This window comes from Streptomyces sp. UW30, assembly GCF_008042075.1.
Taxonomy (GTDB): Bacteria; Actinomycetota; Actinomycetes; order Streptomycetales; family Streptomycetaceae; genus Streptomyces.
The window spans coordinates 10,827-25,050 of record NZ_RDBN01000018.1 but is presented as its reverse complement, the minus strand read 5'-3'; the positions used below and the strand labels follow the sequence as shown (position 1 = coordinate 25,050).

General features: G+C 71.0%; 16 protein-coding genes. 7 read left to right on the top strand and 9 right to left on the bottom strand.

Going from position 1 to position 14,224, the window contains the following annotated elements; genetic code table 11:
* Both EAO75_RS09695 and EAO75_RS09690 read right to left on the bottom strand, forming a co-directional pair.
* The coding region (locus EAO75_RS09695; RefSeq protein ID WP_147994656.1) for an FHA domain-containing protein at nt 1-419 on the bottom strand (419 nt) is incomplete at its 3' end.
* Between the two features lie 92 nt (nt 420-511).
* Nucleotides 512-922 (bottom strand): hypothetical protein, encoded by a 411-nt coding sequence (locus EAO75_RS09690; protein WP_147994655.1) that lies wholly within the window; start codon nt 920-922, stop codon nt 512-514.
* A gap of 347 nt (nt 923-1,269) precedes the next feature.
* Here EAO75_RS09690 and EAO75_RS09685 point away from each other — a divergent pair, with 347 nt between their 5' ends.
* Complete coding sequence (locus EAO75_RS09685) at nt 1,270-1,653, top strand: nuclear transport factor 2 family protein (protein ID WP_147994654.1); 384 nt, start codon at nt 1,270-1,272, stop codon at nt 1,651-1,653.
* A 68-nt stretch (nt 1,654-1,721) separates the two neighbouring features.
* A complete protein-coding gene (locus EAO75_RS09680) occupies nt 1,722-2,009 on the top strand; it encodes a DUF1905 domain-containing protein (RefSeq protein ID WP_147994653.1) in 288 nt (95 codons plus the stop codon).
* On the opposite strand, the gene EAO75_RS09675 is transcribed toward EAO75_RS09680, so the two are convergent.
* On the bottom strand, nt 1,999-2,922 hold the full coding sequence (locus EAO75_RS09675) for an AraC family transcriptional regulator (RefSeq protein ID WP_147994652.1): 924 nt from the start codon (nt 2,920-2,922) through the stop codon (nt 1,999-2,001). The two genes, EAO75_RS09680 and EAO75_RS09675, sit on opposite strands and share 11 nt — an antisense overlap.
* Nucleotides 2,923-3,023: 101 nt before the next feature.
* Between EAO75_RS09675 and EAO75_RS09670 the strand changes: the two genes are divergently transcribed.
* Nucleotides 3,024-4,007, top strand: coding sequence for an oxidoreductase (locus EAO75_RS09670; protein ID WP_147994651.1), 984 nt, complete (start codon nt 3,024-3,026; stop codon nt 4,005-4,007).
* On the opposite strand, the gene mgrA is transcribed toward EAO75_RS09670, so the two are convergent.
* Complete coding sequence (gene mgrA / locus EAO75_RS09665; RefSeq protein ID WP_147994650.1) at nt 3,997-4,989, bottom strand: L-glyceraldehyde 3-phosphate reductase; 993 nt, start codon at nt 4,987-4,989, stop codon at nt 3,997-3,999. The two genes, EAO75_RS09670 and mgrA, sit on opposite strands and share 11 nt — an antisense overlap.
* A 137-nt stretch (nt 4,990-5,126) precedes the next feature.
* Here mgrA and EAO75_RS09660 point away from each other — a divergent pair, with 137 nt between their 5' ends.
* Both EAO75_RS09660 and EAO75_RS09655 read left to right on the top strand, forming a co-directional pair.
* Nucleotides 5,127-6,014, top strand: a complete 888-nt coding sequence (locus tag EAO75_RS09660) for a LysR substrate-binding domain-containing protein (RefSeq protein ID WP_147994649.1) — start codon at nt 5,127-5,129, stop codon at nt 6,012-6,014.
* A 50-nt stretch (nt 6,015-6,064) separates the two neighbouring features.
* Nucleotides 6,065-6,574: a mycothiol transferase gene (locus EAO75_RS09655; protein ID WP_147994648.1), complete on the top strand. Its 510-nt coding sequence runs from the start codon at nt 6,065-6,067 to the stop codon at nt 6,572-6,574.
* Nucleotides 6,575-6,588: 14 nt separating this feature from the next.
* On the opposite strand, the gene EAO75_RS09650 is transcribed toward EAO75_RS09655, so the two are convergent.
* Together EAO75_RS09650 and EAO75_RS09645 are read right to left on the bottom strand one after the other, a co-directional pair.
* Nucleotides 6,589-7,659: an adenosine deaminase gene (locus EAO75_RS09650; RefSeq protein ID WP_147994647.1), complete on the bottom strand. Its 1,071-nt coding sequence runs from the start codon at nt 7,657-7,659 to the stop codon at nt 6,589-6,591.
* A 49-nt stretch (nt 7,660-7,708) separates the two neighbouring features.
* Nucleotides 7,709-8,095 carry a VOC family protein gene (locus EAO75_RS09645; RefSeq protein ID WP_147994646.1) on the bottom strand — a complete coding sequence of 129 codons (387 nt, stop codon included), beginning with the start codon at nt 8,093-8,095 and terminating at the stop codon, nt 7,709-7,711.
* Nucleotides 8,096-8,230: 135 nt separating this feature from the next.
* On the opposite strand from EAO75_RS09645, the gene EAO75_RS09640 reads away from it, so the two are divergent.
* Nucleotides 8,231-8,689: a pyridoxamine 5'-phosphate oxidase family protein gene (locus EAO75_RS09640; protein WP_147994645.1), complete on the top strand. Its 459-nt coding sequence runs from the start codon at nt 8,231-8,233 to the stop codon at nt 8,687-8,689.
* Nucleotides 8,690-8,809: 120 nt separating this feature from the next.
* The gene (gene sph / locus EAO75_RS09635; protein WP_147994644.1) at nt 8,810-9,796 is read left to right on the top strand and encodes a sphingomyelin phosphodiesterase; all 987 of its coding nucleotides are present in this window, start codon (nt 8,810-8,812) and stop codon (nt 9,794-9,796) included.
* A gap of 19 nt (nt 9,797-9,815) precedes the next feature.
* Here sph and EAO75_RS09630 read toward each other — a convergent pair whose 3' ends face one another.
* The 3 genes from EAO75_RS09630 to EAO75_RS09620 form a co-directional block, all read right to left on the bottom strand.
* Complete coding sequence (locus EAO75_RS09630; RefSeq protein WP_187284369.1) at nt 9,816-10,721, bottom strand: aldo/keto reductase; 906 nt, start codon at nt 10,719-10,721, stop codon at nt 9,816-9,818.
* Nucleotides 10,722-10,759: 38 nt separating this feature from the next.
* The gene (locus EAO75_RS09625) at nt 10,760-11,470 is read right to left on the bottom strand and encodes a chitinase (protein WP_147994642.1); all 711 of its coding nucleotides are present in this window, start codon (nt 11,468-11,470) and stop codon (nt 10,760-10,762) included.
* 228 nt (nt 11,471-11,698) lie between these two features.
* Nucleotides 11,699-14,224, bottom strand: a 2,526-nt coding sequence (locus tag EAO75_RS09620; protein WP_147994657.1) for a fumarate reductase/succinate dehydrogenase flavoprotein subunit, incomplete at its 5' end; no start/stop codon positions are given.

Here is a 14,224-nt window from a genome sequence, read left to right as displayed (position 1 = left end):
CGGGTGGGCAGCGGGCGGACGTTGGTGGGCTGCCGGAAGGTGCCCGTGCGTCCGGGCATGGAGACGGCCGAGGGGCGTTCCGGCGCGCGGGTCGGGGCGGTGCGGTCCAGCAGGATCGCGCGGGGGCCGTCCGCGGGGTTGCCGAAGCGGATGACGGTGCCGGGGCCGACGTCCCACTCCTGGACGCGGTGACCGTCGGTGTAGGTGCCGTTGGTGCTGTTGTCGTCCGCGAGCGTCCAGTGGTCGGCCTCGGGTCGCAGCACGGCGTGGTGCCAGGAGACGCGGGAGTCGTCGATGACGATGTCGCTGAGCGGGTCGCGTCCGACGCGGTAGTCGCGGCCCGGAGTCATCACGGTCGAGCCCGAGTCGGTCTCCAGGACGAGTACGGGCGCAGTCGGTGCGTACGAACGCTCCGCCATGCCAGGATTCTATCGATCTGCCCCTGTATGCGCCTGCCTGCACCTGCCTGTGCCAGGGGCTCGCAAGGGCGGAGATCGCTTCGCCACGGGGGTCAGCCGACGGGTACGAAGAGCGCCGGGAGGGTGCGCTGCATACGCAGTGCGTCCACCGACTCGGCGAGCAGTTCGTACTCGGTGGTCTCGTCGCTCACGGCGATCCGGACCAGGTGTCCGGCCGCCAACTCGTCGGCGACCAGCTCCTGTTGTCCGACGTCGCCACACCACTTGCGCAATACGGCGGGGACGTCGGGCACGGTGTCGGCGACCGGGACGAGCGCACTGGGTGGGAAGTGCTCTGCCTCCGGTCGCGGGTCTAATCGCTCGGCCATCCAGGACGCCCGGTCGCGCAACCACCACAGGGCCAGCGCCAGGGTGGGTGCCCGGTAGGTTCCGAGGGGTACCCCGATACGCCGCCCGCCGCAGACTCCGTAGGCGGTGACATGGCAAAGGAACTCGTCGTGCACGCAAGCCTCCCCCGTGGTGCCGTGTTCGCCTCTCGGCGGACCTCGCTTTCGTGCGGCTCGTGAGCGGTGCGTAAGGGCGCCGTCGCCCCATGTGAAGCGCCCACGTAGTTGAGTATGTTCACTACTGAAACACTGTCACCACGACTTTCCGGCCACTCTCCTGGCATATTCACAGCATTCGTTGGCCGAAATGCGGCGGGTACACGTCAAGCCAGCTCACCGGCGGGGCATTACCTCGGGCGTAATCGAGCTTTCCGGCACGGGCGGGCATCGTGGCGGTACCGGGTCACCGAGACCGGGATCCGGTTCCTGAGCAGCAACGACGACCTCGTGGAGGCTGATCCGCCATGCCCGCGCACACCGATCGTTACGAGAACGCCGCCGCCCTCTACTTCGCGGCCTGGAACACCCGCGAGCCCGACGCCCTGGCCCGGGCGGTCGCCACGGCGTGGAGCCCGCAGGGCGGATACACCGACCCTCTCGCCGAGGTCCGCGGACACGAGGGGATCGTGGCCGTCATCTCGGCGGCGCACGCGAAATTCCCCGGCTTCGTCTTCCGGCTCACCGGGTCCGTCGAGGGCCACCACGACACGGCCCGCTTCTCCTGGGAGCTGGTGAACGAAGTCGCCGGCTCGGCGCCGGTGGCCGGGTCCGATGTGATCACGCTGGATACCGAGGGGCGGATCACGGCCGTGCTCGGCTTTCTGGACCGGCTGCCGGCCGGGACGTGAGTTCCGCGATGAGTTTCCACGCTCGCGGCGGTCTTCACCACACGACCACCGCGAGCGGAGGCACCACCATGACCACGACCGCCAAGCTGGACGAGGAGTTCACGGCCGTCCTGCGCAAGAGTCCGAACGAGGGCGGCTGGACCTATCTCGTCTGGCCGAGGAGCGTCGACTTCTTCGGCACCCGCGGGCTCGTCAAGGTCCGCGGCACGATCGACGGACACCCCTTCCGCAGTTCGTTCATGGCGCTGGGCGACGGCACGCACAAGCTGCCGGTGAAGGCCGACATCCGCAAGGCCATCGGCAAGGCGGAGGGCGACACGGTCACGGTCCGCCTGGAGGAGCGGATCAGCTCCTAGCGGCTTGCCGGTAGCGCCGGGGCGCGACGCCGACGGCCCGCTTGAAGGCGTTGCTGAAGGCGCTCTCGGAGGTGTAGCCGACGGAACGGGCGAGCGCCGCGACCGGGGCCGTGTCCTGTCTGAGGGCGCGGGCGGCCAGGCTCATGCGCCAGTTCAGCAGATACGTCAGGGGCGGCACCCCGGCCGCCTCCTTGAACCGTACGGCGAAGGTGGTCCGGGACATCGCGGCCGCCCGGGCCAGCTCCTCCAGCTGCCAGGTGTGGCTCGGATCGCCGTGCATCAGGCGCAGGGCAGGGGCGAGCCGTTCGTCGGCCAGCGCGCGCAGCCAGCCCGGCGGCAGCCCCTCCGACTCGACGAGGCAGACCCGCAGCACCTGCACGAACATCAGCTGGGCCAGCTGGTCGGAGGCGAACTCGACACCGGCCCGGCGTGTCTTCATCTCCTCGGCCAACTGCCCGATCAGCCAGCGCAGCGCCGACGCCTCGGCCGCGTCGGACCGTACGTGGATCAGCTCCGGCAGCGCCCGGCGCAGCAGTTCGCCGCTGTCCCGGCTCAGGTCGATGTGCCCGGAGACGCAGGCGACGTCCTCGTCCGTGCCGTCGCCGAGCCGCGCCGTCCGGGTGACGGGGTCCACGGTGACGTCGGCGGAGTCCAGCGGTTCGACGCCGAGCTCGCTGCACATGACGTACGGCTGGCGCCCGTCGGAGACCACCACGTCCCCCTCGGACAGCTTCAACGGCTCACCGCCGTCCTCGCGGACCAGCAGGCAGCTGCCCCGCACCACGGCCACCACCTTCAGCTTGTCGCGCCCGCGCAGCCGGATCGCCCAGGTGCCGCCGGCGGTGAAGCCACCGGAGAACACACTGCGGGCATCGGCGACGGCGAGGGCCTCGGACAGCGGATCGGCGGTCATGCTCGAACTATCACGCAAGTAATGCGGACTCTCAAGTATTCATCGTACGGAACCGCGTCCTTACGGTGGTCCGGTCGGCTCACGTTGAGGAGATACGCACCATGACCACCGCACAGCATCCCCTGCCCTCCGGCTTCGGCGCCGCGTCCACCGCCGAGGAGGTGATCAAGGGGGTCGACCTGACCGGCAAGGTCGCGATCGTCACCGGCGGCTACTCCGGCATCGGCCTGGAGACGGCCCGGGTGCTGCGCTCCGCCGGCGCCGAGGTCGTCGTACCGGCGCGGGACCTGGAGCGGGCACGGGCCGCGCTGCGGGACGTGCCCGGGGCCGAGGTCGAGTACCTCGACCTGCTGGACCCGGCGTCGATCGACGCCTTCGCGGAGAAGTTCCTGGCCTCCGGGCGTCCGCTGCACATCCTGGTCAACAGCGCCGGGATCATGGCGACCCCGCTGACGCGGGACGCGCGCGGGTACGAGGCGCAGTTCGCCACCAACCATCTGGGGCACTTCCAGCTGGTCGCCCGGCTGTGGCCCGCGCTGGTCGCGGCCGACGGGGCGCGGGTCGTGGCCGTGTCCTCGCGGGGCATCCGCTTCGGCAACGTCGACTTCGACGACCTGCACTTCGAGCACCGGCCCTACGAGCCCTTCGCCGCCTACGGCCAGTCCAAGACGGCCAACGCGCTCTTCGCCGTGGAACTGGACCGGCGCGGACGGGCCGAGGGGGTGCGGGCCTTCTCCGTGCACCCCGGCACGATCATCGACACCGGCCTCGCCAAGCACGTCTCCGCGGAGGCCGTCCGGGCGGCCGGTGCCCTCGACGAGCACGGACGGCCCGTACGGGACCCGTCCCGCCAGCTGAAGACGGTGGAGCAGGGAGCCGCCACCAGCGTCTGGTGCGCCACCAGCCCGCAGCTGGCCGCGCTCGGCGGGGTCTACTGCGAGAACTGCGACATCAGCCCCCTGGTGGCCGACGCCGACGAGGCCGAGTGGCGCACCGGAGCTCAGACGCCGGGCGTGCTGTCCTACGCCGTGGACCCAGAGGCGGCGGCCCGCCTCTGGGAGGTCAGCGAGCGCCTTACGGCTTGAGAATCGCCTCGATGCGGGCCAGCTCGTCGGCGTCGAAGTCCAGGTTGCGGGTGGCCGCGACACTGTCCTCGATCTGCTGCGGGCTGCTCGCACCGACGAGCGCCGAGGTCACCCGGCCGCCGCGCAGGACCCAGGCGAGGGCCAGCTGGGCCAGGGTCTGGCTGCGGGACTTGGCGATCTCGTCGAGGGCGCGCAGCTTGCCCAGCAGGTCGCCGGTGATCGCGTCGGCGTTCAGGAACGGGCTGCCGCTCGCGGCCCGCGAGTCCTTCGGGATCCCGTCGAGGTAGCGGGAGGTCAGCTGGCCCTGCGCCAGCGGGGAGTAGACGATCGAGCCGACCTGGAGCTCGTCCAGGGCGTCGAGGAGTCCCTCTTCCTCGGGGCGGCGGTTCAGCATCGAGTAGGCGGGCTGGTGGATGAGCAGCGGGGTGCCCAGCTCGCCCAGGATGCGGGCGGCCTCGCGGGTCTGCTCGGGCGAGTAGTTGGAGACGCCGACGTACAGCGCCTTGCCCTGCTGCACCGCCGAGTGCAGGGCGCCCATCGTCTCCTCCAGCGGAGTGTCCGGGTCGGGGCGGTGCGAGTAGAAGATGTCGACGTAGTCCAGGCCCATCCGCTTCAGGCTCTGGTCGAGCGAGGACAGCACGTACTTGCGCGAGCCCCACTCGCCGTACGGGCCGGGCCACATCAGATAGCCGGCCTTGGTGGAGATGATCATCTCGTCGCGGTACGGCGCGAGGTCCGCCTTAAGCGCCTCGCCGAACGCCGACTCGGCGGCGCCGGGCGGCGGGCCGTAGTTGTTGGCAAGGTCGAAGTGCGTGACGCCGAGGTCGAAAGCGCGGCGCAGGATGGCCCGCTGGGTCTCGACCGGGCGGTCCGGACCGAAGTTGTGCCACAGTCCGAGGGACAGCGCGGGGAGCTTGAGGCCGCTGCGTCCGGTGCGCCGGTAGGGCATGTCCGCGTAGCGGTCGGTGTGTGCGGTGTACAACGCGACTCCAGAGGGGTTGGCACACGAAGGACGGCTCCGAAGAGCCGGTAATCCAGTCGCCGTCCATGCTGTCGCGACCTGCGGGCAGTGGTCCAACAGGTAAATCAGATGGGATTCAGCGGCTAGGCTGCTCAATCATGGAACTGCGTCATCTCCAGCACTTCGTGGCGGTCGCCGAGGACCAGCACTTCACCCGGGCGGCCGAGCGCCTGCTGGTGTCCCAGTCCGGCCTGTCGGCGTCGATCCGCGCCCTGGAGCGGGAGTTGCAGACCCCGCTGTTCGTGCGCACGACCCGGCGAGTGACGCTCACTCCGGCCGGCCGCGCCCTGCTGTGCGAGGCGGAGCGGATCCTGGCGCAGGTGCGGGCGGCCCACGAGGCGGTGGCCGCGGTGCAGGGCGTGCTGCGCGGGATGCTGGCGCTCGGGTCCGAGCAGTGCATCGCCGGGGTGCATGTGGCGGGGCTGCTCGCGGCCTTCCGGCGGGAGCATCCGGACGTGGAGATCTGTCTGCGGCAGGCGGGCTCGGGCGCGCTCGCGGAGGAGGTCGCGGCCGGCCGCCTCGATCTGGCCTTCGCGGTGCGGACGGCGCAGGAGGACACCGACCAGTTGCGTGTCGTACCGCTGACCAGCGAGCCCATGACCGTCCTGTGCCATCCGAGCCACCGCCTCGCCGTCGCCGGGGCCGCGGTCACTCCGGAGGATCTGGGCGGGGAGGTCTTCGTCGACTTCCATCCGGACTGGGGGCCGCGCCGCGCCACCGACGCGGTGTTCGCCGCCGCGGGCGTACGGCGGACCGTGTCCCTGGAGGTCAACGACGTGCACAGCCTGCTGGACCTGGTGGACGAGGACCTCGGCATCGCCGTCGTACCACGCCACTTCCGGCACAAGCGGCCGTCCCTGACCGCCCTGCCGGTGAAGGGCACGGGCGAGACCGTCTACGAGACGGTCGCCCTGCTGCCGCCCCCGCAGGCCACGAGCCCGGCAGCCCGGGCCCTGATGGCGCTGCTGGAAACGGAAGGCGCGTGACGCACGGCTGAAGGGGCGCGTGCGGGACGGCTTTGCGCGATGGTGGAGCCATGCATGCGAAGGACATCCTCATCGACGGGTACAACCGCATCCAGGAAGAAGTCCACGCCGCCGTCGAGGMCCTCGGCCCGGACGAGCTCAGCGCCCGCCCCTCCCCCGACGCCAACTCCGTCGCCTGGCTGATCTGGCATCTCACCCGGGTCCAGGACGATCACCTCGGCGACGCCTTCGACCTCGACCAGGTGTGGCTGACCCAGGACTACCAGAAAACCTTCGGGCTCGATCTGCCCCGCCACGACACCGGCTACGGCCACACCCCGGCGAAGGTCGCCAAGGTCCGGGTCGACTCCGGCGACCTGCTGACCCGCTACTACGACGCCGTGCACACCCAGACCCTCGGGGCCCTGCGCGAGGTCGCCGCCAAGGACCTGGAGCGGATCGTGGACGAACGCTGGGATCCACCGGTCACCCTGGGCGTACGGCTGGTCAGCGTCCTGTCCGACGATCTCCAGCACGTCGGACAGGCCGCCTATGTGCGGGGGCTGCTACCGAACCTGTAGCCCCGCGGGCCGTTTCAGAGCGCGGCCGCGTAACCAGGCAGGACGACGTCCTCGATGAGGGCCTTGCGCTCGTCGAACGGGATGAAGGCGCTCTTCAGGGCGTTCACCGTGACCGTGCGCAGGTCCTCCACCGTCCAGCCGGCCTCCTCGACCAGCAGCGACATCTCCCGGGTCATCGTCGTCCCCGACACCAGACGGTTGTCGGTGTTGAGGGTGACCCGGAAGCCGAGGTCCTTCAGCGCGGTGATCGGGTGCCCGGCTATGGAGGTGGCGGCGCCGGTCTGGAGGTTGGACGTCGGGCACATCTCCAGGGCGATACGGCGGTCGCGGACCCAGCCCGCCAGGCGGCCGAGCTTGCCGTCCACGATGTCGTCGGTGATGCGCACGCCGTGACCGATGCGCTGGGCGCCGCAGATCTGGAGCGACTGGTGGATGCTGGACAGGCCGTCGGCCTCACCGGCGTGGATGGTGAACGGCACATTCTCGCGGCGCAGGTGCTCGAAGGCGTCGAGGTGGTCGGCGGCAGGGAAGCCGGCCTCGGCGCCGGCGATGTCGAAGCCCACCACACCCGCGTCCCGGAACGCCACCGCGAGGTCCGCCGCCTCGCGCACCCGGTCGAACATCCGCATCCCGCACAGCAGGGTGCCGACGCGCACCGGAGTGCCGGCGGCCGCGGCCTTCGCCATACCGGCGGCGAGGCCCTCCTGTACGGTCTCGACGACCTCGGCCATGGTCAGCTCGCCGTTGGTGTTCAGCTCCGGGGCGTAGCGCACCTCGCCGTAGACGACCCCGTCCGCCGCCAGGTCGAGCACGTACTCCTCGGCGGTGCGCAGCAGGCCTTCGCGGGTCTGCATCACGGCGAGGGTGTGCTCGAAGGTGGCGATGTAGCGGACCAGGTCGCCGGAGTTCGCGGCCTCGAAGTACCAGGCGGCGAGCTCGTCCGGGTCGGTGGTCGGCAGGGTGTGGCCGACCTCGGCGGCGAGCTCCACCAGGGTGGCGGGGCGCAGGCCGCCGTCGAGGTGGTCGTGCAGGACGGCCTTGGGGAGGCGGCGGATCACGTCTGCGTCTACGCGCGTAGCATTCATGGTGCGGTCTTTCTTTGAGCGGGGCGGTTCGAAGCGGCGAAGGGAGCGTTCAGTCCGCGGGCTGGAGCAGGTCCCAGCGGTTGCCGTACAGGTCCTGGAAGACGGCGACCGAGCCGTACGGCTCATGCCGGGGCTCCTCCAGGAAGGTCACGCCGGCGGCGAGCATCCGGGCGTGGTCGCGGGCGAAGTCGTCGGTGTGCAGGAAGAACCCGACGCGCCCGCCGGTCTGGTCGCCGACCCGGGCACCCTGCTCGTCCCCCTTGGCGCGGGCCAGCAGCAGTGCGGTGCCCTGGTCGCCGGGCTGGACGACGACCCAGCGGGAGCCGTCCGGGCGCGGGGCGTCCTCGACGAGCCGGAAGCCGAGGGCTTCGGTATAGAAGCGGATCGCCTCGTCGTAGTCGTCGACGACGAGGGTGACCAGGGCGATGCGTCTCATCGGGGCCTTCCGGGAGGTTCGATTGACGGGAGAGGTTATACGTAAAACCTACGCGGCGCCAGTCCCGCCCGGGACCTTCGTCCTAGGCCTGCCGCCCGAGGTGCGCAGGCGGGCCGGCGACTAGCGTTTCCGGGCATGACGATCATGGATGAGCCGCGCAGCCCGGAGCGTCGCAAGCGGGACGTACTGGACCGGCTGGAACGGGAGACGGACGTCTGGGTGGCCTCGGCGGACAGCGACGGGGTGCCCTGTCTGGTCGCGCTGTGGTTCGTCTGGGACGGCGAGGCGCTCTGGATGGCCACCCGCCCGGGCAACCCCACGGGCCGCAATCTGTGCGCCCGCCGCCGGACCCGGCTGGCCTTCGGGGACACGCGTGACGTCGTCCTCATCGACGGCGAGGTGGACGTCCACGCCGACGACGAGGTGCCTGCCGCGGCGGCCGAGGCGTTCCGCGCGAAGACGGGCTGGGATCCACGCGCGGACTCCGCGACGTACTCCTACTACCAGGTACGTCCCGTGGCGGTGCAGGCATGGCATGAGCAGCACGAGCTGCCGGGGCGGCATCTGATGCGAAGCGGAACGTGGCTTGTCTGAACAACTTCCGTTGCGTACGTCCCCGCGCCATCCAATTCCCGCACGAGTGTTACCTGAGAGTAATCCCTGATGGTTTGATGTGCGGCGCCCCACAACCCCCTTCGACCACAGGGAGATCCAGTGACGCCCCTCGCACACCGCCGTGCACAGGGTTCGGCCGTGCTAGCGCTCTCGCTCGCCACCGCCGGTCTCGTGGGCGCGGCGCCCACCGCGTCCGCCGCCGAGCAGACGCCGCCGCTCAAGGTGCTGACGTACAACGTCTTCCTGTTCAGCAAGGCCCTCTACCCGAATTGGGGCCAGGACCACCGGGCCACCGAGATCGCCAAGGCGCCGTTCGTGCAGGGCAACGACGTAGTCGTCCTCCAGGAGGCGTTCGACAACTCTTCCTCGGACGCGCTGAAGAGCTCGCTCGCCGACCGGTACCCGCACCAGACCCCGGTCGTCGGGCGCACCAAGAGCGGCTGGGACGCCACCGGTGGGGCGTACTCGGCGACGACGCCGGAGGACGGCGGGGTCACGATCCTCAGCAAGTGGCCGATCGTGCGCAAGGAGCAGTGGGTCTACAAGGACGCGTGCGGCGCGGACTGGTGGTCCAACAAGGGCTTCGCCTACGTCGTGCTGAACGTGAACGGCACCAAGGTGCACGTCGTCGGCACACACGCCCAGTCGACGGACCCGGGCTGCGCCGCGGGCGAGGCGGCCGCCATGCGCAGCCGGCAGTTCAAGACGATCGACGCGTTCCTGGACGCCAAGAACATCCCGGCCAACGAGCAGGTGCTGCTTGCCGGTGACCTGAACGTCGACTCGCGCACGCCCGAGTACGCCTCGATGCTCGCCGACGCCGGGCTGGTGGGGGCCGACGCGCGCACCGGGCACCCGTACTCCTTCGACACGCAGGACAACTCCATAGCCCGCGACCGTTACCCCGACGACCCGCGAGAGGACCTGGACTACGTCCTGCACCGCGCGGGCCACGCCCGTCCCACGGTGTGGAAGAACGACGTCGTCAAGGAGCAGAGCGCGCCCTGGACGGTGAGCAGCTGGGGCACCGACTACACGTACACGAACCTGTCCGACCACTACCCGGTGACCGGGTACACGGGCTGAGCGATGCCGTCGGTCCGGCTCAACCGGCCTGCTCCCGGGCCGCGTTGAGCCGGGCCCGCTCGTCGCCGGTCAGGCGTAGGGCTCCCGCGGCCACGTTCTCGATCAGGTGGCCGGGGTTGCCGGTGCCGGGGATGGCGAGCACGTGCGGGCCCTGGTGCAGGGTCCAGGCGATGCGCACCTGGGCGGGGCTCACGCCGTGCGCCCGCGCCACGGCGCGCACCTCGTCGTCGTGGGCGGCGGTCGCGCCCCGCTCCCCCGCATCGCCGGCGACCGCGTAGAACGGGACGAAGGCGATGCCCTGCTCGCCGCACAGGCGCAGCAGTTCGTCGGCCTCGGGGTCGGGCCGGTCGAGCGCGTAGCGGTTCTGCACGCACACCACGGGCGCGATGGCCTGCGCCTCGGCGAGGTGCCGTGGCTCCACGGCCGAGATGCCGAGGTGCCGGATCAGACCTGCCTCGCGCAGTTCGGCCAGCGCCCCGAAGTGCTCGGCGATGGAGTCCTGCCGCATCCGGCGCAGATAGACGACGTCCAGGTGGTCGCGGCCGAGCTGGCGCAGGTTCTCCTCGACGTGGCCGCGCAGTTGGTCGGGGCGGGCGGAGGTGCCCCACTCCCCGTCGTAGGCGCGGAAGGGGCCCACCTTGGTGGCGATGACCAGGTCGTCGGGGTACGGCGCCAGCGCGGTGTTGATCAGTTCGTTGGCGGAGCGGGTGGCGGAGAAGTAGAAGGCCGCCGTGTCGATGTGGGTGACGCCGAGCTCGATCGCCTCGCGCAGTACGGCGATCGAGCGCTCGCGGTCGCTCGGCGTCCCGTGGTGGAAGGCGGCGCTGCCCGTGAGCCGCATCGCGCCGAAGCCGACGCGGCGCACGGGCAGGTCGCCGAGTCTCCAGGTGCCCGCGGCGTCCGCGGTGATCGTTTCCGAGGTCATCGGCGGAGTGTCGCACACGCCTCGGGCACGCGGGGGCGTCAGCAGTAGAGGTTGCCGCCCGGGGAGACGCCGAGGACCGAGGTGAACCGGTTGTAGGCGTCCACGCGGCTCTGCACCTGGGCCGGGTTCTTGCCGTCGCACTCCAGCGAGCCGTTGATGGAGCGGATGGTCTGGCCGAAGCCGGCCTGGTTGACCATGGCGTTGTGGGGGGTCATGGTGCCGGGGCCGGTCTGGGTGTTCCAGTACCACAGGCCGGTCTTCCAGGCGACGGCCGACTCGTTCTGTACGCGCCAGGGGTTGCCCAGCAGGTCGATGCCGAGGGCGTCGCCGGCGGCCTTGTAGTTGAAGTTCCAGCTGAGCTGGATGGGGCCGCGGCCGTAGTAGGCGTCCTGGCCCGCGGGGCAGCCGTAGGGCTGGCTGCGGTCGCAGTAGTGGGGGTAGTTGGCGGTGTTCTGCTCGACGATGTGGACGAGTCCGCCGGTCTCGTGGTTGACGTTGGCGAGGAAGGCCGCGGCCTCCTGCTTCTTCACGGTGTCGCTGCCGGTGTTCGCGAAGCCGGGGTAGGCGCTCAGCGCGTCGGTGAGGCCGCTGTACGTGTAGAAGGGATTCCGGTTCGGGAACATCTGGTTGAACTGCGCCTCGCTGACGACGAACCCGGCGGCGGACGCGCTCGGGGCCGGCTGGAGCACCAGTGCGGCGCTGCCCAGGGCGAGTGCGGAGACAAGTGCGGCTATACGGCGCCTCGACACAGGATCAACTCCTTTGCGGAGCACGGCCGCACCCCTACAAGGGCAGGGGACATCAGCACCCTTGTGCGCACGCACCGACGGTGTCGGTCACGGCGTGGGGGGCGGCCGTGGTGGGGGGTGTGATGACACACTCAACCGCTTTGGTCTGTACCAGTCAAGGGTGTAGACCAGACAAGGTATAGACCAACCAACGTGCCCGATTGGTCCGGTAGTCGAGGAGGTGCCGGATCAGCGCGCCGCCCGCCCCGCGTACGCGCGGACATCGGCGTCGGGGTCGTCGACCGCGGTGGCCAGCGCCGTACGGGCGTCGTCGTGCGCGCGGTGCCGCAGGAGTCCGAGCACCGCGGCCTTGCGCACGTCGGCGTCGGTGTCGCGCAGCAGTTCGGCGAGGGCGGGAACGCCCTGCTGCGCTGCCGCCCCGCCGAGGGCCTTCGCGGCACCAGCGCGGACCTGCCAGGCCGGGTCGGCGAGTGCCTCGGTCACGGTGACGAGGAGTGTGTCCGGGACTCCGAGGACACCCAGGGCTTCCAGGGACGCGGCACGGACCAGGGCGTCGGGGTCGTGGATCAGACCGTCCAGAGCGGACGGCAGCGCCCCGACGATGCGCGGGGCCAGGGCTGCGAACCCGCGTGCCACGGCGACCCGTACTTCTCGCGCCGGGTCACCGGACGCCTCGGACAGCGCCTCGACCGCGTCCACCGAGACCAGGGCGCGCACGGCGGCCAGGCGCACCTCGATGTCCGGGGCGGCCAGGTGCCCGGCGAACAGTGCCGTGTCCCCCAGGCGCAGGGCACGCAGCACGTCCAGCGCCACGGCGCGTGCCGTCGGGTCCGCGGCGGTCAGGGCGGACAGCAGCGGGGCGCGCAATTCCGGCTCCGCGGGCAGGACTTCTGCCAGCTCACGCAGGGAGGCGGCGGCCGCGGCGCGCACCTGCCCGTCGCCGTCGCGCAGGGCGTGGGCCAGCGCGGGGCCCGCGCCCACAGGTGCCGTCTCCGTCAGTGCTGACACGGCGCCGAGCCTTACGGCGGGGTCCGCGTCCTTCAGGTAGGGCTCCAGGGCCTGGAGGTCGGGTTCCTCCTCGGTGAGCGCGACGAGTTCGAGGAGCCGTTCCCGGCTGGATCGAGAGGTTCCGTGCGTCGGGCCGGTGGTCGCAGCTGCCTCGCCCGGTTCCCCGGTGGTCGCCGCCGGGGCCACTTCCGCGCGTCCCGCCGTCGCCGTCGGCAGGGGGTGCACCTCGCCCAGGTCCCGGGACGGGCCGCCGGTGGGGGTGAACTCGGGTACGGGGACGAGGTACGGGTCGACGGGGCGGGCCGTGAACTCCATGGCGCCGGACGCGCTCTTGCGCAGGTCGAGATGGTGCAGCCAGGCCGTGTCGTCACGCAGCGGGTGGTCGAGGCGCTCGTGGTAGAGGCCCCAGCGGGACTCGGTGCGGGCGAGGGAGGAACGGGCCGCCATCTCCGCGCAGTCGCGGATGAACGTGACCTCGGCGCAGCGCATGAGCTCGTGCGGCGTGCTCGCTCCCATGTCCGCGATCTCGTCCCGCATCCGCTCGAAGTGCTCCAGCGCGAGCGAGAGCCGGGCGCCGCTCTTGGGCGGAGCGACGTAGTCGTTGACGAAGCGGCGCAGCTTGTACTCGACCTGGGGCTGGGGCGGACCGGTGGGGTTGCGCAGCGGCCGGTAGATCAGCTCGTGGGCCTCGGCCAGCTGCTCGCGCGGCAACTCGCCCTCGTACGCGGTGTACTGTGCCGCGTCCTCGCCCGCGAGGTCACCGAAGACGAACGCCCCGATCATGTAGTTGTGCGGAACGCAGGCCAGGTCGCCCGCCGCGTACAGGCGCGGCACGGTCGTACGGGCGTGGTCGTCGACCCGTACCCCGGAGGCGGAGTGGCCGCCGCACAGGCCGATCTCGGAGATGTGCATCTCGACGTCGTGGGTGCGGTAGTCGTGGCCGCGTCCGGCGTGGAAGGTGCCGCGGGTGGGGCGCTCGGTGGAGTGCAGGATGGACTCCAGGGCCGAGACCGACTCCTCCGGCAGATGGCTGAGCTTGAGATAGACCGGGCCGCGGTCGGAGGCGACCTCGGCGGCGAACTCCGCCATCATCTGCCCGGACCAGTAGTCGGAGTCGACGAACCGCTGCCCGTGCCGGTTGACCTGGTAGCCGCCGAACGGGTTGGCGACGTACGCGCAGGCCGGGCCGTTGTAGTCCTTGATGAGCGGGTTGATCTGGAAGCACTCGATGCCGGTGAGCTCGGCGCCCGCGTGGTACGCCATCGCATAGCCGTCGCCCGCGTTGGTCGGGTTCTCGTACGTGCCGTACAGATAGCCGCTCGCGGGCAGCCCGAGCCGGCCGCAGGCGCCGGTCGCGAGGATCACGGCGCCCGCCCGTACGGTCACGAAGGTGCCGGTGCGGGTGTTGAAGGCGGCGGCGCCGACCGCATGGCCGTCGACGGTCAGAACCCGCACCGGCATCAGCCGGTTCTCGATCCGGACCTTCTCGCGCACCTCCCGCCTGCGCAGCTGTCGGTAGAGGACCTTCTTGACGTCCTTGCCCTCGGGCATGGGCAGCACGTACGAGCCCGAGCGGTGCACCTGGCGGACCGCGTACTCGCCGTGCTCGTCCTTCTCGAACTTGACCCCGTACGACTCCAGCCGCTGCACCATCTCGAAACCCCGCACGGCCGTCTGACGGACCGTCGACTGATCGACGATGCCGTCGTTGGCGCGGGTGATCTCGGCGACGTAGTCGTCGGGTTC